Below are 22,400 nucleotides of genomic sequence, written 5' to 3' on the forward strand. Positions count from 1 at the left end.
GATGAAAACAACTAAAATCGCCTATATTGGTGGGGGCTCAAAGGCGTGGGCTAAAAATTTCATGTCGGATTTACTGCTTCAGAAGGAAATCAATGGTGAACTGTGTTTATATGACATAGAAAAAAAGGCGGCATTGCGTAACCAACAGTATTTTCAGAAACTTGAGAAGTCGTCAAACAGCGTTGGCCAATGGAACTGCACTGTAAAGGAAAGTCTTGAAGAAACCTTAAAGGATGCAGAATTTGTCGTAATTTCCATTTTGCCCGGAACCTTCGATGAAATGACGGTGGATGTTCATTTGCCGGAGAAGTACGGCATTTTACAGTCGGTGGGGGATACTGTGGGGCCAGGCGGTTATAATCGTGCCCTAAGAACTATTCCCATTTACATAGAATTTGCCAGCGCTATTCGAAAGCATTGTCCGGAGGCATGGGTCATTAATTATACCAATCCTATGACCTTGTGTATTGCAGCACTTTATCGTGAATTTCCCGAGATAAAAGCCTTTGGCTGTTGTCATGAGGTATTTAGTACCCAATTGTTACTTAAGGAAATTTATCAAGGGTTGACTAGTGATGATGGGGAAATCCACCGTAGAGATATTAAGGTGAATGTTCAAGGAATCAATCACTTTACCTGGGTCAATGAGGCCAGATATAAAGATATTGACCTATTCCCCCTTTACCGGAAATTTGCTGATGAAAATTACCAAAAGGGATATATGATAGAAAAGTATCGTAAGGATGCCCATACCGACAGGGTACACTTTACCTTTTCAGAGAAGGTTAAGTTTGATTTATTCAGAAGATTTGGTGTCATTGCGGCGGCAGGCGATCGCCATTTGGCAGAATTTATGCCAAGCTCTTATTTAACCAGTAAAGAAAGGGTAGAGGAAATGGGTTACCACTTAACCCCTGTATCGTGGCGAAAAGAGGATGCAATTAATAAAATTCAGCTTACAGAAAGACAGAATCAAGGGATTGAAACTGTGAAGCTGGAGCCCTCCGATGAGGAGGGAGTTGATCAAATAAAAGCACTGCTGGGCTGCGGCGATCTGGTGACAAATGTTAACCTGCCCAATTACGGTCAATTGCCTGATTTGCCCTGGGGATCGGTGGTAGAAACAAATGCGGTATTTACCGGCAACAGTGTTAAACCTGTATTGGCAGGTAAAATTGATTCCCAAATAAAACCATTGCTTTATGAGCATGGAAGCAATCAACAAAATTTCATTGAGGCCTATTTTAGAAAAGATAAACAGGCTCTGTTTGAAGCCTTCTATAATGATCCTGCAACAAAACGATTGGAAAGGATAGCAGCAAAAAGGCTGTTTTCCGAATTAATCGATGGAACAAAAAATTATTTGGAAGAATGGGTTGTAGGGAAAGAGATTGTTTAATTTTTACCTTAATGGTGTTATTTTTTAAGGCATCATGACAGGTAATATTATAAAAGGGAGGATATGAATCTATGAAAAAAATGGTTAAAGTAATTGCATTAATTTTATCACTGGTTATGCTGTTAACCGCTTGTGGAAGCAGTACAACCAACAACCAAGGCAATCAAGGCACTAATGGTGATCAACCCGAGGAAGTAACCCTAAGATTTTCATGGTGGGGTGGCGATGAAAGACATGAAGCTACATTAGCAGCTATTAAGTTATTTGAAGACAAGTATCCCCATATTAAGATTAGTGCTGAATATGGCGGATGGCAAGGACATCAAGAAAAGGTGACCACTCAAATGCTGGGAAACACAGCGCCAGACATCTTACAGGTTAACTGGAACTGGCTATATCTTTTCTCAAAGGATGGCAACGGCTTTTACGATTTGAATGAAGTAAAAGATATTATAAACGTAAGCAACTATGATAGTGCATTATTGGATCAAACCACAATTAATGGAAAGCTAAATGCCCTTCCCGTTGGTATTGGTGGTAAGGTATTCTACTTCAATGAAACTACCTATAAGAATGCAGGTGTAGAAATTCCTAAAACCTTTGATGATCTTTATGCAGCGGCAGATGTCTTTAAAGCTCAATTAGGCCCTGACTATTATCCAATGGATTTAGATCAATATGGTGCTTTCCTGATGATTTTATATTACCTGGAGCAAAAAACCGGTAAGCCCTTCATCGGAGAAGACAACCAAGTGGCTTATACTAAAGAAGAGCTAATTGACGGATTAAACTTCTATGAGTCTTTAGTTGAAGCGGGAGTTTCACCTTCTATGGAATCAAGAGGTGCAGCAGGTAATGTTCCTGTAGACCAAACACCAAGCTGGATTCAAGGTAAATATGGTGCTGTTTATGAGTGGGATAGTGCCATCGCTAAATTCCAGGCAGCCCTTGAGGGAGATCAAACAATTGTTGCCGGTGACTTCTTAACCGGACTGGGGCCAAACCCATCAGCCCTTGCAAAGATATCTATGTGTTTTGCAATCAATAAAAATACCAAGCATCCAGAGGAAGCAGCTACCTTCCTTGAGTTCCTGGTTTCAGACCCAGAAGCTACTAAAATCCTTGGAACATCAAGGGGTATTCCTGCCAATCAAGCAGCTCTAAATACTTTAGAGGGAGAAGGAGCGCTTTCAGGATTAAATTATGAAGGAAATGTTATGGTGACTGCATTCTTAGGAAAAGGAATTTCTCCATACTTTGAAGATGCTGAGCTGCAAGCCTTCTACAAAAATGTAATTGAAGAATTTGGTTACAAGCAAATTAACACTGAGCAAGCAGCCGATAAAATTATCAATACAGTCAATAGTTTATTAGCAGAATTAGCTAAGTAGGAGAATGGGGGAGAAATTCTCCCCCTTATTATCCTAGGAGGAGGTAACCATGAAGCTGAAAAAATATGAAGGCTATGCCTATATTTTACCCTGGATGCTAGGACTATTAATCTTCACAGCATTCCCTTTTGTCGCATCCTTTTTACTAAGCTTTACAGATTATAATTTAATTAATGCACCTAAATTTATTGGTTTGGAAAACTACCGAAAAATGTTTGAAACAGACCTGTTCCGACAATCGTTTTTTACAACAGTTAAATATGTTTTTGTAACTGTGCCTTTGAAGTTGGCCTTCGCTTTATTTATTGCCTATATTTTGAACTTTAAAATCAAGGCAGTTAATTTCTTTAGAACCGCCTATTATTTACCCTCCATATTGGGAGGAAGTGTAGCCATTGCCGTATTATGGCGTTTTCTATTTGCCGATACGGGCCTTGTCAATATGATAATTGGTATTTTTGGTGTTGATCCCATTAGCTGGTTGGGAAATCCCAAATATGCAATTTTCACCATTAGTCTTTTACGGGTCTGGCAGTTTGGCTCTCCCATGGTTATTTTTTTAGCAGCATTAAAAAATATACCGGAATCACTGTACGAGGCAGCTAGAATCGATGGGGCTTCCAAAACCAGTATTTTCTTTAGAATTACCCTGCCAATGATTACGCCGATTGTCTTTTTTAATTTTATAATGCAGCTGGTTCAGGCCTTTCAGGAATTTAACGGACCATATATCATCACCGGCGGGGGACCATTACATTCAACCTACCTGTTCCCGCTTTACATCTATGATAATGCCTTTAAGTATTTCAGAATGGGCTATGGTAGTGCCTTGTCCTGGTTCTTGTTTATCATTATCATGATCTTCACATTAATTACCTTTAAATCTGAAAAGTACTGGGTTCACTATGATGGGGGGGAAGAATAATGGAAGCTAAAAATCTCAAAAAACAAGAAGAAAAGGAAATTGACAATTCCCTGTTAGAAAATGATCTGCGTTTGAGAAAGAGAAGGATCCGCAGGAACAGAATCAATAAAGCTATAAGGTATACCGTTTTAATTATTGTGGGAATGTTCATGCTCTATCCTTTAGTATGGTTGATTGGTGCCTCTTTCAAAACCAATGCAGAGATATTTACTTCAATTGGCTTTATCCCAAAGGAATTGGATTTTTCTGGATATGTAAGAGGCTGGAAGACCTCCACTGAATATACCTTCTCAACCTATTTTATGAACAGTTTTAAAATTGTCGTACCCAAGGTAATTTTAACAGTTATTTCTACTACGCTAACAGCCTATGGCTTTGCACGGTTTAAATTTAAAGGAAAAAAGCTGCTGTTCTCAATTTTAATTGCTACATTGCTTTTGCCCAATGTTGTACTGAGAATTCCTCAATACTTGATGTTTCGTGAGTTTAACTGGCTAAACAGCTTTAAACCCCTGGTGGTTCCTGCTGCCTTTGCGGTAGATGCCTTCTTTGTCTTCATGATGATTCAGTTTATGCGGGGAATACCCAAGGATTTAGAGGAAGCTGCTGTAATTGATGGCTGTAATTCTCTACAGGTATTAGTTTATATTTTAATTCCCATGCTGAAGCCAGCCATGATTTCAGTTGCATTATTCCAGTTTATGTGGACAATGAATGACTTCCTTGGCCCATTGATTTATCTTTCCAGCGTAGAGAAATACCCTGTGTCGATTGCATTAAAAATGTCTATGGATGCCAGTGCATTGGTACAATGGAACCAGGTAATTGCCATGTCGGTAATTGTTCTTCTGCCATCCTTAATTATATTCTTCGTAGCACAAAAACACTTTGTCGATGGTATTTCTACAACAGGTTTAAAGGGATAGTATAGGACAAAGGGCTTATAAAGTATGCCAAAAATAGACTTTTAGAGGTGAAACATGAAATTTCAATTTGCTAGTATCACTGCAAGAACCCTTACCATTGAAATGGTAAACCAATCATGTGTTTATTCAGACCATAAAATGGAAATCTATCTTAATGAAGAAATGGTTGCAGTTAGTAATCAAAATGTTATTACCCTTTCTGGGTTGGAACCTGATCAAGAGTATGAAATTTATTTAAAAGACTCTGTGACAAAGGAAACCAGTGATATCAAGGTATTTAAAACCCGGAGTGAAGTACTGTCAATTAATGTTCGAGATTTTGGTGCCACCGGAGCAGGAAAGGTATATGATACGGCGGCAATTCAGGCTGCCATTATGGCCTGCCCAAAGGGTGGCAGGGTAGTTATTCCGGAAGGTGTATATTTAACAACCCCCCTCTTTTTAAAAAGTGATATGACCTTGGAAATACAGAAGAATGCGGTGTTGCTGGGCAGTACGGTGCGGGAGCATTATCCTATATTGCCAGGTATCAATTTCAAATCTAAGGATGAGGAGGTTTACCTGGGCAGCTGGGAGGGGGATCCGTTGGATTGCTTTGCCAGCTTGATTACAGGTATTAATGTTCACAATGTTGTCATTACAGGAGAAGGTGTTATTGATGGGAATGCTTCCTTTGAAAATTGGTGGCAGGATGCCAAGGTAAAACGCATTGCATGGCGACCCCGGTTAATCTTTTTACGGGATTGCAGTCATATTACAATTGAAGGAATCACAGTTCAAAATTCACCTTCATGGACAATTCATCCTTTGTTTTCAGACCATCTGAAGCTATTGAACCTAAAGGTGATCAATCCCAAGGATTCACCCAATACAGACGGAATTAACCCGGAATCATGTAGCGAGGTTCTGATTTTAGGTGTAATCTTTTCTGTGGGTGATGATTGTATTGCTCTTAAATCAGGAAAGCTGTACCTGGGTAGAAAATTAAAAACTCCCTCAATCAATATCGAAATCAGAAATTGTCATATGAGATTTGGCCATGGAGCCATTGTAATTGGAAGTGAAATGGCAGGTGGGATTAAAAATATTTCTGCATCAAATTGTATTTTTGAAGAAACGGATCGGGGTATTAGAATAAAAACCAGAAGGGGTCGGGGTGTTGATGGAATAATCAGCGGTATTCATGCCGAAAACATCGTGATGAAGCGTGTTTTAACACCCTTTGTTATTAATGCCTTTTACTTTTGCGATCCCGATGGGAAAACAGAATATGTATGGAGCAAAGAAAAGCTCCCTGTTGATGAGGGCACACCAACCATCAGAAATATTTATTACAAAAATATCAAGTGCTATGATAGTGAAGTAGCGGCAGGCTTCTTCTATGGATTGCCCGAACGTAAAATTGAAAATATTCATCTGGAGGATGTCGAGGTTACCTTTGCCAGAAATGCAAGGGAAGATTATCCTGCTATGATGAGTCATATAGAAAAACAATCTAAAGCAGGTTTTTTTATCGGCAATGCCAGGGGGGTAACCATTAAAAATGTTCATATTCTGGATCCGAAGGGGGAGCCCTTTACATTCCAGGAGGTAGAAGATTTAAAACAATAAAGGAGGAAATATTATGTTAGAGATTAGATACGCATCAAGCAATAAGGATGCCAAAAATTATGATACCCAAAGATTGAGAGAGGAATTTCATGTAGGTGGACTGTTTCAAGCTGATGACATACGATTAGTCTATACCCATTACGACCGAATGATTGCCGGCTCTGTCACTCCAGTAAAAAAGGAATTAAAGCTGGAGGCAGGAAAGGAAATTGGAGCTGAATATTTCCTTGAAAGACGTGAATTAGGTATTATTAATATTGGCGGAAAGGGAATCGTCATTTTAGATGGAAAGGAATACGAGCTGGATCAACGTGATGGTCTTTATGTGGGAATGGGAATTAAGGATGTTTCCTTTAAATCTGTAGATGAAGCTAATCCTGCTAAGTTCTACCTTAATTCTGCTCCGGCCCACCAGTCCTATCCAACGGTAAAAATCAATATAAAGGATGCCAATCCGGTGAAACTGGGTTCTCCGCAGGAGCTAAATCAAAGAACAATTTATCAGTATGTTCATCCGAATGTATGCAAGTCTTGTCAGCTGGTTATGGGTATGACCCTGCTGGAAGAGGGTTCCGTTTGGAATACTATGCCTTCCCATACCCACGATCGAAGAATGGAGGTTTACCTGTATTTTGATATGGATGATGATGCCATGGTTTTCCATATGATGGGAGAGCCCAAGGAAACAAGGCATATTATTATGAGAAACCAAGAGGCAGTAATTTCACCATCCTGGTCAATTCATTCGGGCGTTGGAACCAAAAAATATACCTTTATTTGGGGTATGGTTGGTGAAAACCAAACCTTTACCGACATGGATCACATTGATAACCGCGATCTACTATAAGCAATAGACAGATGAAATGGAGGTAGTACTGATGAACAATGATTTTATTTTAAATACCTTTGGCCTGAAGGGAAAGGTGGCCATGGTAACAGGAGGTAATTCTGGTATTGGAAAGGCCATCGCTACAGGCCTCGCCAAGGCTGGAGCAGATCTATTTATTTATACCTATTCCAGTGAAGGCGATGAAGAAATGCGCAGGGAAATTGAAGCCATGGGTAGTAAAATTGCTTTTTTTCAGGGAAATCTTATGAAGGAGCAGGATGCCATGGAGGCTGTAGAAAAATGTATTGAAGCCTATGGAAGAGTCGATATTGTTGTTAATAATGCAGGTACCATTCACCGTGCGCCAATACTTGAAGGCGAAAACGAGGCATGGAAAAGGGTCATTGACCTTAATTTAAGTGCCATTTACTATATTTCCAAGGTAGCAGGAAAATATATGACAGCTCAAAAAAGCGGTAAGATCATTAATATAGCTTCTATGCTGTCATTTCAAGGGGGCAAGTTTGTTCCCAGCTATACTGCATCCAAGCATGGGGTTGCAGGCTTAACCAAGGCCTTTGCCAATGAATTGGCCGACAGTAATGTACAAATTAATGCCATTGCACCAGGCTATATTGAGACTGCCAATACGGCCCCTATTCGTGCTGACGAAAAACGGAATGCCGAGATTCTAGGCAGAATCCCTGCAGGTCGATGGGGTAAGCCAGAGGATTTGGCCGCAGCCGCCGTATTTTTGGCATCCAGTGCATCAGACTATATGAATGGTCACATTCTATGCGTTGATGGTGGCTGGATGGTAAGATAACAATCAAACCATTATTTGGATAGATAGATAAACAGGACACAACATTCCCCCATATTTTATCATTGGATTAAAGTGAAATATATCAACTGTGTTGTTTATTCCTTTAATCCTTTTTTCTAGCATCTTGCTTACCATAAGGCATGAGGAAATTAATTAGAAAAGCTTAAGGGAGAAAACAATCTTAACCAGAGATCAGCTGGAATCATTGTATTGGCTACTAGAGGTGTTTAGCTAGAATACAATGAAAAATAATGAATATAGTAGAATTTTGGGGAAAAAACAAGAAATTTAACCAAAATCATATAATTTAGCGTAATAGAAGTTTTGAATTGCGAAACATAATTTCATATAATGAAACTATATTTTAAGATATGAAACAAGGGGAGGATTTATCAATGAAAAAGGTTGTTACGTTGGGAGAAATTATGCTGAGGTTATCTTCACCAGGCTATCAAAGATTTGTTCAATCAGATAATTTTGATGTATGCTATGGCGGTGGAGAAGCAAATGTATGTATCTCCCTGGCTAACTATGGATTAGATGCAAGATTCATTACAAAGGTACCAAAGCATGAGATTGGACAATGTGCAATTAACGCCTTGAGAAAATATGGTGTAGACACCAGCTATATTGCTAGAGGAGGAGAACGCTTAGGTATTTATTTCCTTGAAACCGGAGCCTCCCAAAGACCGTCAAAGGTAATATACGATCGAGCTAATTCAGCCATCGCCACTGCCAACTTATCAGACTTCAACTGGCAGGAAATTTTTAAAGGTGTTGATTGGTTCCACTTTACTGGAATTACTCCCGCCTTAAGTGACCAGGCTGCAGAAATAACCCTAGCAGCTTGTAAGGCAGCAAAAGAAATGGGTGTTACCGTTTCTGTAGATCTAAATTACCGTAAAAAGCTGTGGACTCCCCAAAAGGCCGGAGAAGTTATGTCAAAGCTGATGGAATATGTAGATGTTTGTATTGGAAATGAAGAGGATGCAGAAATGGTCTTTGGCATCAAGGCTGAAGATACTGATATTACCAAGGGTGAAATTAATCATAAAGCCTATGAAGGCGTTGCAAAGCAGCTAATAGAAAGATTTGGATTTAAATATGTAGCTTCAACCCTTCGTGAAAGCTATTCAGCCTCAGATAACGGATGGTCGGCATTATTATATGATGGCAAACAATCGTATCTGTCTAAGAAATACGATGTCAGAATTGTTGACCGGGTAGGAGGCGGAGATTCCTTCGCATCAGGACTAATCTACGGTTTGGTAACAGAAATGCCATTACAGGATGCCCTTGAATTTGCAGTTGCCGCCTCTGCTCTTAAGCACACAATTCCCGGTGATGCCAACCTGGTATCCAAGGATGAGGTTGAAACCTTAATGAAGGGTGACGGCTCCGGTAGGGTACAAAGATAAAATGGATGTTATCACCTTCGGAGAAACCATGGTCCTGTTCAATCCTGATGCCACAGGACCCCTCAGATATGTACATCACTTTAGTAAATCAATTGCCGGTGCCGAGTCTAATGTGGCCATTGCCTTGGCCAGGCTTGGGCATCAGGTAGGCTGGTTCTCTAAATTGGGGAATGATGAGTTTGGAAGGTATATACAGGCGGTGATCCGTGGCGAAGGGGTAGACGTTTCTAAAACAGTGATCGACCCAATAGCCAATACCGGGCTAATTTTTAAGGAACGCTTTGCCCATGCCAACCCCAATATCTACTATTATCGCAGACATTCGGCTGCCAGCAATATAGAAATCAGTGACCTTGATTTGGATTATATAACCTCATGTAAAATTCTGCACCTTACAGGAATTACACCAGCCCTGTCGATAAAGGCCCGGGAAGCAGTTAATTATGCTATTGAGGGAGCAAAGGCCAAGGGAGTGAAAATTTCCTTTGACCCTAATATCCGACTGAAGCTTTGGTCGCCCCAGGAGGCCCGCTCAGTTTTATTAGAGCTGGCACAGCAGGCAGATATCATTTTTCCTGGAGTTGATGAAGGAAAACACTTAATTGGCACCGATGACCCCAGAAAAATTACAGAGGCCTTTTTGGAAATGGGATGTGAAACGGTGGCAGTTAAGCTCGGTAAAAAGGGCTGTTATGCCGCTAACCGGGAGGAAGCCCACTTTATAGAAGGCTATATTATTGAAAAGCCTGAAGATACAGTAGGGGCAGGAGATGGCTTTGCTGCCGGTTTTTTATCAGGACTTCTTCGTAACAAGTCTCTGGTGGATTGCGGAAAGCTGGCCAATGCCATCGGAGCTATGGCGACCCTGGTGAGGGGCGACATGGAAGGCTTCCCTACATTGGTTCAGGTGCAAGAATTTATGGGGATTGACGAATATATTGATAGATAAGGAGGGGTTATAATGCTTACGTTGGAGCATGTAGGGATTTGTGCAAGGGATACAGCTTTCCTCAAGGATTGGTATGTAAAGGTTTTTGGTCTAAAGGTTGTCTATAATAATCAAAAGCCTCAACCTACGTTCTTTCTTCTGATGGAGGATGGCAATATGCTGGAGATTTATCCTATGGAGGAAGAAACAGTACTAAAGAGTAACAAGCATCAGGGGATCAGGCATTTGGCCTTCGGAACCGATGACATAGAATCTCAACATGAGAACTTATTAAGAAATGGTGTTGAAATTATCGATGCCCTTAAAGATAATGGTAAGGGAGTTAAAACGGTATTTTTCAAGGATGTGGAGGGTAATATCATCCACTTTATTCAAAGGGAAAAATCCCTGGTTTAACAACACACAGCAAAATTCTTATATTTGAATATAGTTTATTTACTTTAATCCTCGCAAAGGCCTGTTATCCTGCAATAACAGGCCTTTGCACTTTTATTTAAAGCATAGGACTTTAGAAATTAAACTTCAGTTTACAAAACCCGCAGTTGTTATATCATTAAAATTTAATTACCCGAGGCTGATCGGTAAAAGAATAGATTGTTGCAGTTCCTTCTTTAATGTAGAAGACTTCCATCAGTCCGTCATCAGCAGAGTACATCTGTGCCAGGGATGGATTATCGGCAATCATTTTTTCTCGTGCTGCTCGGGTTTCATCGTGAATAGCCATACCTTCAACACGAATCCAAATGTCCTTATACATGCTGCTGATTTCAATCTTGGGGTTCTTTAGCATCTGGGCGAAGACCTTTTTCTGATTGTTAGTAATAAAATAGAGCTTACCCTCAAACTCTGCAACTGCACCAAAGGGCCTGACCCGGGGCTGATCCTCCTCACAGGTGGCAAGATAAAAGGTTTCACTGTTTTTCAAAAACTCTAATACTTCCTTCATCATTATTGCTCCTTTCTATTTTCAATGCTATAATCAATTTACGGTTTAATTATATATACTATAATAATTAATTCAAGTACGATTTTAAATGATACCAGTATTAAAAATGATACCATAAAAGGAGTGGCAATAATGAAAAAAACGCTGTTTGGAATCTGCCCCTATGTAACATCACAGAAGGTTTTAACAGGTAAATGGTCTATGTATATTCTCTACCTGTTAAGTGATGGCCCGATAAGATTTAACGAACTACAGCGAAAATTACCCGAAAATATCACCCACGCAACCCTTTCCCGTCAATTAAAAATGCTTGAAAAAGAAGGTCTGATTGTAAGACACGAATATGCTCAACTACCGCCCAAGGTAGAATATTCACTAAGCGAGATCGGTGATAAATTTAAAGTTGTACTCAATGCCCTGGAAGTGTGGGGAAAAGATTATATTGACTATCTAAATGATAGCACAGGTAAAAAATCTTAAGGGGGATTGTTAACGTGTGCAAAATGTGATATGATAAATTTAAAGAGGTGGTAAATATGACGGTCACCATAAAAGACATCGCCAAAATCGCTAGGGTTTCCCATACAACAGTTTCCCGTGCCTTAAACAATAGTCCTTTGATTAAAGAAGACACCCGGGAGAGAATTAAGGCCATCGCCAAGGAACTGAATTATACCCCAAACTTTAATGCCAAGAGCCTGGTACTGGATCGTTCCTATCATATTGGATTGTTTTTTTCCACTATTAGCCAGGGAACTTCATCGCATTTCTTTCATGAGGTAGTAAAGGGAGTAAATAATGTCATTAAGGACCAATTTAACATGGTTGTAAAGGGAATTGATGACTATCATGATTTTAACAGTATAACCAGGAAGAATTTTGATGGTCTGATCGTTATGAGTCAAAGTGCCAAGGATGACGATTTTATCAATGATGTCCTTACTAAAAAAATACCCCTGGTGGTATTAAACCGTCAGGTTGAAAAGGAAAACCTGGTGAATATTCTTTCAGATGATAAAAGAGGGGCCTACCGGGCTGTAATGGAGCTCATTAATGGGGGGCACGAAAGGATTGCCCTGATTGAAGGGAAGGAAGGTTTTAAATCATCTCAGGAGAGAAGAGAAGGCTACATAGATGCCTTAAGGGATTCTAAAATACCGATTGAAGGAAATTTTATCGTTAAAGGAAGCTACGATTTGGAAAGCGGCTACCAAGCTATGCTGAGGCTGTTAAAGGAACCACAATTACCCACTGGGGTGTTTTGTTCTAACGATGATATGGCTGTAGGGGCCATGAAGGCTATTCGGGAAAGAGGAATGTTGATTCCAGAGGATATTTCCCTAATTGGCTTTGATGACAATATCTTTTCCGCCTATCTGACCCCTGCGTTGACCACAATCAAAAGGCCCATTGAGAAGATCAGCCAAAAGGGAGCCCAAAAGCTGCTGGAGCTGATTAAAGGATCTACGACAAAAACCGAAACCCTCTACCTTAAAACAGAGCTTATAAAAAGAGATTCCATCACTAACATCCCCCGTTAACCCGGCAGCAAAATAAGGATTGCTGCCGAAGGGGTATGAAAATAAAAATATATTTTTTTACCGGTTTTGCACACGTTAACAATTAAAAAAGGAGGATATCAATGAAACTAAACAAGCAAGCTATCGAAAATTATCAAAAGCATCCCGAACGCATTATTCAATTTGGAGAAGGAAATTTTCTACGGGCCTTTACCAACTGGATTGTAGACAAAATGAATAAGGAAACAGACTTTAACGGTGGCGTGTTGGTGGTTCAGCCTTTAAATCAAGGGCTTGTTGCCATGCTGAATGAGCAGGATGGCTTGTATACCCATTATATGAATGGTATTAAAGGGGGTAAAGCAGTCAGTGAAAGTTATGTAAATCAATCTATTACCCGTGGCTTGAACCTTTATACAGACTATGACGCTTATTTGGAGGCGGCAGAAAACCCGGCCCTTCGATTTGTCATTTCCAATACAACCGAAGCTGGAATTACCTTTAATGAAAATGATCGCCTGGAGGATAAACCCCAAAGCAGCTTTCCTGGAAAACTGACAGCATTTTTATATCATCGGTATCTTAGCTTTAAGGGGGACCCCGGCAAAGGGCTAATTCTATTTCCATGCGAGCTGATTGACCGCAATGGTGAAAAGCTGAGGGAAATCGTTTTAAGGTTGGCGGGCCTATGGAATTTGGAAGAGAACTTTATCAAGTGGATCAAGGAGGCCAATACCTTCTGCAATACTTTGGTAGACAGAATTGTACCGGGGTATCCAAAGGAGAGAATTGAGGAAATTCACCAGCAGTTAGGTTATCAGGATAACCTGGTGGTAGAGTCGGAGCAATTCCATCTTTGGGTAATTGAAGGGCCTCAATGGATTAAAGATGAATTTCCTGCCCATCAGGTGGGGCTGAATGTTTTATTTGTTGACGATATGACTCCCTATCGAACAAGAAAGGTAAGAATACTCAATGGTGCCCATACCACAATGGTACCAGTTGCCTATTTATATGGCTTAGAAACTGTAAAGGAGGCGGTAGAGGACGAAATAGTCGGTAAATATATTTATCGGGCGATTTTTGAAGAAATTATTCCAACCCTTGATCTGCCTGAAAAGGAATTGGTGGACTTTGCCAATGATGTATTGGACCGATTCAGAAATCCCTTCATTAAACACTACTTGATGAGTATTGCCCTGAATTCAATGAGTAAATTTGAAACCAGGGTACTGCCTTCGCTGCTGGAGTACAAAAAAAGAAAAAATCAATTGCCTGAAGCCCTGGTCTTTTCCTTAGCCGCCCTGATTTATTTTTATAAAGGCGAAAGAAATGGTGAGGCAATCAAGCTAGCTGACGATCAGGATCTATTAGATTTCTTTGCGGAGCTATGGGGGCAATATGATGGTTCTACAGAGGCATTAAGCAGTATTGTCAGGGCTGTACTATCTAAAGAAAGAATATGGAAGATGGATTTAAATGAGGTAGAAGGCTTAACCGGTGCTGTAACCAAGGTATTGGTAAAAATTAATGAATCGGGAATAAAAAAAGCCCTACAGGAGATGGTCTAAATGAAGCGTTATATTAAAATTAATCAACAGGACAACGTCATTGTGGCCCTGGTGGACTTGACGAAGGGTGAGGTGCTGGAGGAAAATGAATTTCAAATTACCCTTCTGGAGGATATCAAAAGGGGTCATAAAATTGCCCTTAAGGATATTTCACCGGGGGAAAATATTTTGAAATATGGTTTCCCCATTGGTCATGCTACAGAAATGATCAAAAAGGGGGCATGGGCTCATAGCCATAATATTAAAACCAATCTATCTGGAACAATAGAATATGAATTTAATCAACAGCTTAAGCCCATTAAGGCTGTGAATAACCAGCGAACCTTTAAAGGCTACCGCAGAAAAAATGGAGAGGTGGGGATTCGCAACGAATTATGGATTGTTCCCACTGTGGGCTGTGTAAATGGCATTGCTGAGGGAATTATTAAACGCTTTATACAGGAGGTAAAACCCCAGGGGATTGATGCAATCGAGGTATTTAAGCACAATTATGGGTGCTCCCAGCTGGGGGATGACCATGTCAATACCCGAACCATATTGGCCGATGTGGTTAAGCATCCCAACAGTGGCGGGGTCCTGGTACTGGGGCTGGGGTGCGAAAACAACCATATGGACGAGTTTCGCCGGTCTCTGGGGGATTATGATGAGGAAAGAACCAAGTTTTTAGTTACGCAGCAGGTTTCAGATGAAATTGAAGAGGGAGTAAGGCTCTTAAAGGAGCTTTATGAGGCCATGGCCCGGGATCAAAGGGTAGAGTTGCCCCTTTCAGAGCTGAAAATTGGGCTGAAATGCGGAGGCTCCGATGGCCTGTCGGGTATAACAGCCAATCCGTTATTGGGTGTATTTTCAGATTATTTAATTGCTTCGGGTGGAACGACTATCTTAACAGAGGTGCCAGAAATGTTCGGGGCAGAGACTATTTTAATGGGCCGTGCTGAAAGCGAGGCAGTTTATCAAAATATCGTTCATTTAATTAATGATTTTAAGGATTATTTCATGGCCCATAACCAACCCATCTATGAAAATCCTTCACCTGGAAACAAGGCAGGGGGGATTTCAACCCTGGAGGAAAAATCCCTGGGATGTACTCAAAAAGGTGGTGAGGCCACTGTAGTAGATGTTTTGAAATATGGTGAGCCTATTCGGAAAAAAGGCCTTAATTTGTTGAATGCTCCAGGAAACGATTTGGTTGCTGCCACGGCCCTGGGGGCATCGGGGTGTCATATGGTGCTTTTCACCACAGGCAGAGGAACTCCCTTTGGCAGCTTTGTTCCAACCATGAAGATTTCAACCAATACTCCGCTGTATCAATTAAAGCCCCACTGGATTGACTTTAATGCAGGGGTACTGGTAGAGGATCAGCTGATGGAGGATGTACTGGAAAGGTTTATCGACTATATTATTCAAGTGGCCAGCGGTGAGCTTGTCAATAATGAAAAAAATAATTTTAGGGAAATTGCAATCTTCAAAACCGGAGTGACCCTATAAAATAACATTTTAAGGAGGAGAACAATGATTACTAGCTACGATCAATTAAAGGAAACCATTGAAGAACAGGTACAAAGGGTACAGGTAACAGATATCCATACCCATATTTATTCAAAGGATTTTAACGAGCTTTTGCTATGGGGAATCGACGAGCTATTAACCTACCATTACCTCGTAGCCGAATTTTTTAGGTACAGCACCATGGCCTATGAGGAATTCTTTAAGCTTTCTAAGCGACAACAGGCAGATTTAATCTGGGAAACCCTCTTTATTCAACACAGCCCCGTTAGTGAAGCCCAAAGAGGGGTACTGACAATTTTATCGGAATTAGGCCTGGATGTCGCTTCAAGGGATTTGGAAAGCTATCGAAAATATTTTGACAGTTTAACCACAGAGGAATATATCGATAAGGTATTTCAATTGGCAGGTGTAAAAGAGGTGGTTATGACCAACGATCCCTTTGATCCCCTTGAAAAGCCAGTTTGGGACACCGTAGGCAATAATGATCCAAGATTCAAGGCAGCACTGAGAATCGATGCTCTTTTAAACCAATATGAACAGGTTTATCAACAACTGATTGACTGGGGCTATCACGTAGGCAAGTCATTAAGTGCCGGTACAATTGAAGAAATAAAGAGATTTTTAAGGGATTGGGCAGGTAAAACAAAGGCGTTGTATATGGCCGCCTCTCTACCCCCAAGTTTTACGGTACCGGAGGACTCCAATCGTTCAAAGATTGTTGAACAATGTATTATTCCTGTGACGAAGGAACTGAATATTCCCTTTGCCATGATGATTGGCGTTAATAAGCTGGTGAATTATGATTTGGGTCTGGCGGGAGACTCTCTGGGTAAAGGAAATATTAGAACCCTGGAATATCTTTGCAATACCTATCCGGAAAATAAATTTCTAGTAACGATGCTATCCAAAGAAAATCAGCATGAGCTTGCAATCACTGCAAGGAAATTTAGAAACCTGATGGTATTTGGATGCTGGTGGTTCTTAAATAATCCTGTTATTATTGAAGAAATGACCCGAATCAGAATGGAAACCCTGGGATTATCCTTCATTCCACAGCATTCCGATGCCAGGGTGCTGGATCAATTAATTTACAAATGGGTTCACTCAAGGAAGATTATTAGTAAAGTATTAGTAGATAAATACAGTGACATACTTGATGCTGGCTGGACTGTAAGCCCTGAGGAAATAAAGCGGGATGTTGAAGCCATATTCAGTAATAACTTCTGGAATTTTTTGAAGAATAATTGATTGTAGAGGAAAACAGCTTAAAATATGATTGAATCGGCGCAGCCCATTGGGGCTGCGTCTTTTATATGAAATAATTTAAATTGCCTGCTACTAATGTTTTTGCACACCCATAGGCTTTGATCCATATGATATAAAGAGTGCTTACAAAGGAGGCCTAGAGGTGCAATCACAACTGGAAAATAAAATCAAAAAGATGCTAGAGCAATTTAAGGATGTACCATTTGTTCACAATGGAAGAAGTATTCATACAGGCTTGGATTGCCTGGGCTTCATGGTGCTTTTTTATCAGGAATTCGGTATCTATATTCCCGATGGAGATGGTTCACCTATTGAAGAAGAGTGGTACTATGAAGACCCTGAAAGGTACATTAGGGGCATAAAGGCATTAGGGGGGCATGAGATTCCCATGGAATCCCTTCAAGCCCTGGATCTGGTCTATTTCTCAGTAAGGAAAAATATTATTACCCATACCGGAATTATGATTAATGAAAGGGAATTTGCCCATATGTCTTCCATGAGGGGATTTTCAGTGGATTCCCTTAATCGACATTGGCGTAAATTTAGAGGAGCAATTCGATTAATTTAAAACGTGCTGGCTTATACAAGAGTCAGCACGTTTAATCTTTACTAAAAATAGTCTTCATTTTCAGCTCCAGCACCCCAAAAATTAATTCTGGTATGATGTACTAAATAAATTCCAAATTCCTCATTGTTATTTAAGAAAGAAAGGGCCTGTTCCGGAGCCTTTCCTTTCTCTTGCTTATCCTGCTGTTTTCCCAAATCGCCCTGCTTCATTGATAAACCCTCCTTAAAATGTGATTGTTAGACCCCTTACAATGAAAAAACCTTGATGGACACAACAGGAATTTAAATGCCCTTGAAATTAGTTTTATGAACAAGAAAACCCTGAAAATTTGCCATTGCCATCATTAATGGTTTTTTAAATTAATCACTATTTTATCAGGAGGGAGAAGGGGTGTCAATACAATTTTCTAAAAAAATAAAATATTCTGAATCATATAATGTATGCAAACCTTTTCATAAAAAAATACATTCCCGAAGGAATGTATTCATTAATTAGAATTCGATACTATAAACGATTAATCATACTGGCCATATAGCCGGCGCCAAAGCCATTGTCGATATTTACCACAGCAGTCCCGCTGGCACAGCTATTCAGCATGGAAAGAAGGGCAGCTAACCCGCCGAAGTTGGCACCATAGCCAACACTGGTGGGTACTGCAATGACCGGCTTATCCACCAGTCCCCCAACAACGCTGGCCAGGGCTCCCTCCATGCCGGCTACGGCTACAATAACCCTTGCACCACGAATATCCTCCAGGTGGGCAAAGAGACGATGAATCCCCGCTACACCGACATCATAAATTCTCTTTACTTGATTCCCAAAGATTTCAGCGGTAATAGCAGCTTCTTCAGCTACTGGTATATCCGATGTACCGCCAGTTACCACAGCAATGTATGAGTCGGTTAGGGAGGTAGGTTTTTGTTTTAATGTAATTGTACGGGCTAACGGATGAAAGACAAATTGATCTGTTAGATCCAGCACTTCCTTGTACATTTCCTCGGTGGCCCTTGTTCCTAATATATTATTGCCTCGTTTCAGCATTAATTCCATAATTTCCTTAACCTGCTGCGGGGTTTTACCTGCGCAATAAATCACCTCTGGATAACCCTGCCTTAATTCACGGTGGTGGTCAACCTTGGCAAATCCTAAATCCTGATAGGGTAACTGCTTCAAAGCTTGTAGCGCAGCTTCTATGGAAACTGTCTTTGATTGTACTCCCTCTAAAAGAGACTGTAATTCTTCATTGTTCAATCAAATCACCTCGTTAATTATCTCTTATATTTTCGGAATACAGCATTAGGTTCTTTTACGATAAATGTCCCTTAAGGTTTCATACACCTGATTAATGGGGAGCTTGTAATCAAGGGCAATTCTTTTACAATCTTCAAATTCAGGCTTGAACTTAATCTCCCTGCCGTTATGAAAAACGGATTTATAGCTGACGGGGCCGTAGGGAGTTTCCAGGGTAACAATTCTTCTGTCCATCATTACCTTGCTTACGTCATAGGTTCTGACACCAATGGTGGTGGTTTCTTCAAATATGATGTCCACCATGGTATCCAGGTGATTCCTATCACATAAAACCGTTAAGGTGGTAGCTGATCGGCCCTTTTTCATAACAATGGGCGTAAGCCAAGCATCCATGGCTCCGGCTTCCAGTAGTCTTTCCATAACATAGGGATAAATTTCAGGATTGCTGTCGTCTATGTTGCATTCGATTACTTTATTTAAAGGAACCTCCTTAACCGGTTCATCGTTAGAATAATCTATTTCTCCCAGATAAACCCGAAGCACATTGGGTACGGGGTTATCTCTTTCGCCAATACCATAGCCAATTCTTTCAATAGTAAAATCCTTGTGATCAATAATTTCATCGGCCAGGGCCTTAACGATGGCGGCACCGGTTGGCGTGGTCAGCTCCTTTTCCACTTCCCCGGAGGTAATTTTAATCCCCCTTAAAAGCTCCGCCGTGGCGGGGGCAGGAACTGGAAATCTGCCATGGGCGCAGTTGACGAAGCCACTGCCCACTGCTACGGTTGAAAAAAGGATTTTGTCAACCGGTAAGGCATGAATACAAATGGCAGCACCCACGATGTCTACGATGGAATCAATGGCCCCTACCTCGTGGAAATGAACCTCTTCCAGTGATTTGCCATGGATTTTGGCTTCAGCCTCAGCAATATGAGTAAAGATGGTTATACTCATCTCTTTAACAGCCTGACTCAGTTGGCTCTGATTAATTATTTTCTTGATATCATACAGGTTCCTATGCTGATGGTGATGTACATGATCATGGTGATCATCCTTATGATGATGTCCATGGGAATGGTCATGAAGAAGCTGTACATTAACTCGAGTACCTGTAATTCCCCTTCGCTGGTCTGTAAAGACTTCAAGGGAATAGCCGGGGAGCTGTAGCTTATCTAAGCCCTGTCTCAGGGTCTCCTCGGGTACACCAATATCCAGCATGGCGCCTAAAAACATATCACCGCTGATTCCAGAAAAACAATCAAAGTATAATATTTTCAAAAAAACACCTCCAAAAAAAGGGGTAGTCCCCGAACTTCCTAGGAAAAAAATAAGCACTTCTGCTTTCTATACAACACTATTCGTCAAAGTTTTTAATAATCCTTCTGATGCCGTTAATTTATTGCCTCACGGCCTTTAGAAAATACGAGTTGGGGTAAGTTAATCCCTCTATTTTTTAACATGTTCTGGGGCTTGTATTAATATATATTTTATAAAGGACATGTTGTGAAAAAGAAGGTACCGATGGGAAAATTTAGAGGATAAGGAGTGAGGGAAAATGTCTGTCAGAAAGCTGCTTCAATTGACCAATATACTAGTCTACTTATTCATGATTACTGTATATTATTTAGCAGAGGGAATTCCCCTTGGGGGTTATACCACCGACGAAATTGCTGCTATGTATCCCAGCATACTCATACCGGCCAGTATTACCTTCAAAACATGGGGGATTATCTATTTGCTATTGGGAGCCTTCGTTATTTATCAAAGCAAGGGCCTGTTTCAAAGGAGGAAAAGTGATTATACCTTCCTTTATCAGGTTGGATGGTTATTTGTAATATCTTCGTTAATGAATAGTGCCTATCTGGTGGCCTGGCATTACCAAAGAATTGGACTATCTCTCATGATTATGGTCTTATTATTGCTTACATTAACTGGAATCTACTTAAGACTGCAAATCAATAAAAAGCCTGTAGGAAAAAATGAAAAAAGGTTTGTTCATTTACCATTCCAGGTATATTTAGGTCTGGCAACAATTACTATTATAGTCAATGGAGCCGCCTGGCTGGTATCAATAAACTGGAAAGGTTGGGGGCTACCACCGGTCCTGTGGGCCATCATTGTGATCATTTTGGTAGCCCTTGTCACCATTGCCGTATTACGTAGGAGAAGGGATACTGCCTATGCTTTGGTAATATTATGGGCCTATCTGGGTATTTTAATTAAAAGAATACAGGAAGGTCCCCAGCAGTATCCCGGAGTCATGATCACCACGGTGCTTTGTATGGCTGTTATTGTACTGATGCTAAACCCTATCGTAAAAAGAAACCAGCCTATGACCTTAAATAATTCATCAATAACCCTGCATTGACATATGGGAAGGGCATTGCCATAATAATAATGTATGCGATGACATTTTTAACAAAGGAAAAGGAGTGTGATGGTAGTGAAATATCTTTTTTTAGCTTATCCCAAATGCAGTACCTGCCAAAGGGCAAAGAAGTGGCTTGATGAAAATAATGTCAGCTATACTGAAAGACACATAGTTGAAGCAAATCCAACGGCAGATGAGCTTAAAATATGGATAAAGGACAGCGGCTTACCACTTAAGCGTTTTTTTAACACCAGTGGATTGATGTATAAAGAGCTAAATTTAAAGGAAAGACTGGGCTCAATGTCAGAAGATGAACAAATTGAGCTTTTAGCAACCAATGGCATGCTGGTGAAACGTCCCCTGATCATTGGCGAAGGGGTTGTTTTAACAGGCTTTAAACCAGATGCTTGGAAAGTATTGCTGGAGGAGAGATAGCGCTTAATATAGAATGATTAGGGAAAATTTAACACCTCAATAAAGACATTCATTACGGATTGTTTTTTTGACAATGGTGAAACTAGCTTTGTCAGAAGAAAATTAAATGCTTATTTGCTAATTTGTAATAAGCAAATTAAAATGGAGGAATCAGTTATGGATGTCTTTTCCCATGGACTTTGGGGAGGGTTGTTCTTCGGCAGAAGAAAAAAATACTATCGATTTGCCTTTGTTTTTGGTCTACTGCCAGATTTAATTCCCCTTTTGCCCTACACAGTAATCGGATTAATCAGTGGATGGGTTAATTTACGAGGTGGAACCTTGACAGTGATACCCCAGTGGGTCTACTTTCTGTATAATATGAGTCATAGCTTTGTGGTGGCAGGCACTTTACTAATTATAATCAGATTGATTTGGGGTAAGGAGCTGGCCTTTGGATTTTTAGCTTGGCCCCTGCACATAGCCTATGATATTCCTACCCATTCAGCCGATTACTTTCCCACTAAATTTCTTTATCCCTTAAGTGATATACATTTTAATGGAGTCAATTGGTCCCATCCTTTAATCATGTTAATTAACTATTTTGTTCTATGTACATCCTATAGTGCTTTATTATATTTTCACTGGAAAAAAAGCCAGAAAAAAATAAATTGGAAGCCATTGCAATAGGGGCGGCCCCATAGGCCGTC

Annotated in this window: 23 protein-coding genes; 19 read left to right on the plus strand and 4 right to left on the minus strand. The window is 40.4% G+C overall.

The window, feature by feature from the left end:
* The first annotated feature begins 1 nt into the window (after position 1).
* The 10 genes from ACYQ1I_RS15295 (at position 2) to ACYQ1I_RS15340 (ending at position 10,670) form a co-directional block, all read left to right on the plus strand.
* Entirely contained in the window at positions 2-1,399 is a 1,398-nt protein-coding gene (locus ACYQ1I_RS15295) for a family 4 glycosyl hydrolase (protein WP_459766854.1), read from the plus strand.
* A gap of 71 nt (positions 1,400-1,470) precedes the next feature.
* Positions 1,471-2,790 carry an ABC transporter substrate-binding protein gene (locus ACYQ1I_RS15300; protein WP_459766856.1) on the plus strand — a complete coding sequence of 440 codons (1,320 nt, stop codon included), beginning with the start codon at positions 1,471-1,473 and terminating at the stop codon, positions 2,788-2,790.
* Between the two features lie 49 nt (positions 2,791-2,839).
* Entirely contained in the window at positions 2,840-3,715 is an 876-nt protein-coding gene (locus tag ACYQ1I_RS15305; RefSeq protein WP_459766857.1) for a carbohydrate ABC transporter permease, read from the plus strand.
* The gene (locus tag ACYQ1I_RS15310) at positions 3,715-4,641 is read left to right on the plus strand and encodes a carbohydrate ABC transporter permease (RefSeq protein ID WP_459766859.1); all 927 of its coding nucleotides are present in this window, start codon (positions 3,715-3,717) and stop codon (positions 4,639-4,641) included. Before ACYQ1I_RS15305 ends, ACYQ1I_RS15310 begins: the two co-directional genes overlap by 1 nt.
* 54 nt (positions 4,642-4,695) lie before the next feature.
* The gene (locus tag ACYQ1I_RS15315; RefSeq protein ID WP_459766861.1) at positions 4,696-6,252 is read left to right on the plus strand and encodes a glycoside hydrolase family 28 protein; all 1,557 of its coding nucleotides are present in this window, start codon (positions 4,696-4,698) and stop codon (positions 6,250-6,252) included.
* Between the two features lie 13 nt (positions 6,253-6,265).
* Positions 6,266-7,099, plus strand: coding sequence for a 5-dehydro-4-deoxy-D-glucuronate isomerase (kduI, locus tag ACYQ1I_RS15320; protein WP_459766863.1), 834 nt, complete (start codon positions 6,266-6,268; stop codon positions 7,097-7,099).
* A 31-nt stretch (positions 7,100-7,130) separates the two neighbouring features.
* Positions 7,131-7,907, plus strand: a complete 777-nt coding sequence (kduD, locus tag ACYQ1I_RS15325) for a 2-dehydro-3-deoxy-D-gluconate 5-dehydrogenase KduD (protein ID WP_459766865.1) — start codon at positions 7,131-7,133, stop codon at positions 7,905-7,907.
* 395 nt (positions 7,908-8,302) lie between these two features.
* A complete protein-coding gene (locus tag ACYQ1I_RS15330; protein WP_459766867.1) occupies positions 8,303-9,325 on the plus strand; it encodes a PfkB family carbohydrate kinase in 1,023 nt (340 codons plus the stop codon).
* 1 nt (position 9,326) lies between these two features.
* Positions 9,327-10,274, plus strand: a complete 948-nt coding sequence (locus ACYQ1I_RS15335; protein ID WP_459766869.1) for a sugar kinase — start codon at positions 9,327-9,329, stop codon at positions 10,272-10,274.
* Positions 10,275-10,286: 12 nt separating this feature from the next.
* Complete coding sequence (locus ACYQ1I_RS15340; protein ID WP_459766871.1) at positions 10,287-10,670, plus strand: VOC family protein; 384 nt, start codon at positions 10,287-10,289, stop codon at positions 10,668-10,670.
* Between the two features lie 157 nt (positions 10,671-10,827).
* Here the strand turns inward: ACYQ1I_RS15340 and ACYQ1I_RS15345 are convergent, their stop codons facing one another.
* On the minus strand, positions 10,828-11,220 hold the full coding sequence (locus tag ACYQ1I_RS15345) for a pyridoxamine 5'-phosphate oxidase family protein (protein ID WP_459766873.1): 393 nt from the start codon (positions 11,218-11,220) through the stop codon (positions 10,828-10,830).
* 132 nt (positions 11,221-11,352) lie between these two features.
* Between ACYQ1I_RS15345 and ACYQ1I_RS15350 the strand changes: the two genes are divergently transcribed.
* The 6 genes from ACYQ1I_RS15350 to ACYQ1I_RS15375 all read left to right on the plus strand — a co-directional run bounded on the left by ACYQ1I_RS15350 (position 11,353) and on the right by ACYQ1I_RS15375 (position 17,654).
* Positions 11,353-11,700 carry a winged helix-turn-helix transcriptional regulator gene (locus ACYQ1I_RS15350; RefSeq protein WP_459766875.1) on the plus strand — a complete coding sequence of 116 codons (348 nt, stop codon included), beginning with the start codon at positions 11,353-11,355 and terminating at the stop codon, positions 11,698-11,700.
* 56 nt (positions 11,701-11,756) lie between these two features.
* Entirely contained in the window at positions 11,757-12,761 is a 1,005-nt protein-coding gene (locus tag ACYQ1I_RS15355) for a LacI family DNA-binding transcriptional regulator (RefSeq protein ID WP_459766877.1), read from the plus strand.
* 101 nt (positions 12,762-12,862) lie between these two features.
* Entirely contained in the window at positions 12,863-14,311 is a 1,449-nt protein-coding gene (locus ACYQ1I_RS15360) for a tagaturonate reductase (protein ID WP_459766879.1), read from the plus strand.
* Complete coding sequence (locus tag ACYQ1I_RS15365) at positions 14,312-15,799, plus strand: UxaA family hydrolase (RefSeq protein ID WP_459766881.1); 1,488 nt, start codon at positions 14,312-14,314, stop codon at positions 15,797-15,799.
* A 24-nt stretch (positions 15,800-15,823) separates the two neighbouring features.
* A complete protein-coding gene (locus ACYQ1I_RS15370) occupies positions 15,824-17,068 on the plus strand; it encodes a glucuronate isomerase (RefSeq protein WP_459766883.1) in 1,245 nt (414 codons plus the stop codon).
* Between the two features lie 160 nt (positions 17,069-17,228).
* Entirely contained in the window at positions 17,229-17,654 is a 426-nt protein-coding gene (locus ACYQ1I_RS15375; RefSeq protein WP_459766885.1) for a C40 family peptidase, read from the plus strand.
* 41 nt (positions 17,655-17,695) lie between these two features.
* Here the strand turns inward: ACYQ1I_RS15375 and ACYQ1I_RS15380 are convergent, their stop codons facing one another.
* From ACYQ1I_RS15380 to larC, 3 genes are all read right to left on the minus strand, one after another.
* Positions 17,696-17,863, minus strand: a complete 168-nt coding sequence (locus tag ACYQ1I_RS15380) for a hypothetical protein (RefSeq protein ID WP_459766887.1) — start codon at positions 17,861-17,863, stop codon at positions 17,696-17,698.
* Between the two features lie 295 nt (positions 17,864-18,158).
* The gene (gene larB, locus ACYQ1I_RS15385) at positions 18,159-18,905 is read right to left on the minus strand and encodes a nickel pincer cofactor biosynthesis protein LarB (protein WP_459766889.1); all 747 of its coding nucleotides are present in this window, start codon (positions 18,903-18,905) and stop codon (positions 18,159-18,161) included.
* Positions 18,906-18,950: 45 nt separating this feature from the next.
* Positions 18,951-20,183 (minus strand): nickel pincer cofactor biosynthesis protein LarC, encoded by a 1,233-nt coding sequence (larC, locus tag ACYQ1I_RS15390; protein WP_459766891.1) that lies wholly within the window; start codon positions 20,181-20,183, stop codon positions 18,951-18,953.
* Positions 20,184-20,460: 277 nt separating this feature from the next.
* Between larC and ACYQ1I_RS15395 the strand changes: the two genes are divergently transcribed.
* The 3 genes from ACYQ1I_RS15395 (at position 20,461) to ACYQ1I_RS15405 (ending at position 22,380) form a co-directional block, all read left to right on the plus strand.
* Entirely contained in the window at positions 20,461-21,273 is an 813-nt protein-coding gene (locus tag ACYQ1I_RS15395) for a hypothetical protein (protein ID WP_459766893.1), read from the plus strand.
* 75 nt (positions 21,274-21,348) lie between these two features.
* The gene (locus tag ACYQ1I_RS15400) at positions 21,349-21,711 is read left to right on the plus strand and encodes an arsenate reductase family protein (protein ID WP_459766895.1); all 363 of its coding nucleotides are present in this window, start codon (positions 21,349-21,351) and stop codon (positions 21,709-21,711) included.
* 156 nt (positions 21,712-21,867) lie between these two features.
* Positions 21,868-22,380, plus strand: a complete 513-nt coding sequence (locus tag ACYQ1I_RS15405; RefSeq protein ID WP_459766896.1) for a hypothetical protein — start codon at positions 21,868-21,870, stop codon at positions 22,378-22,380.
* The last annotated feature ends 20 nt before the right edge of the window (positions 22,381-22,400 follow it).

Source organism: Alkaliphilus crotonatoxidans, assembly GCF_054658015.1.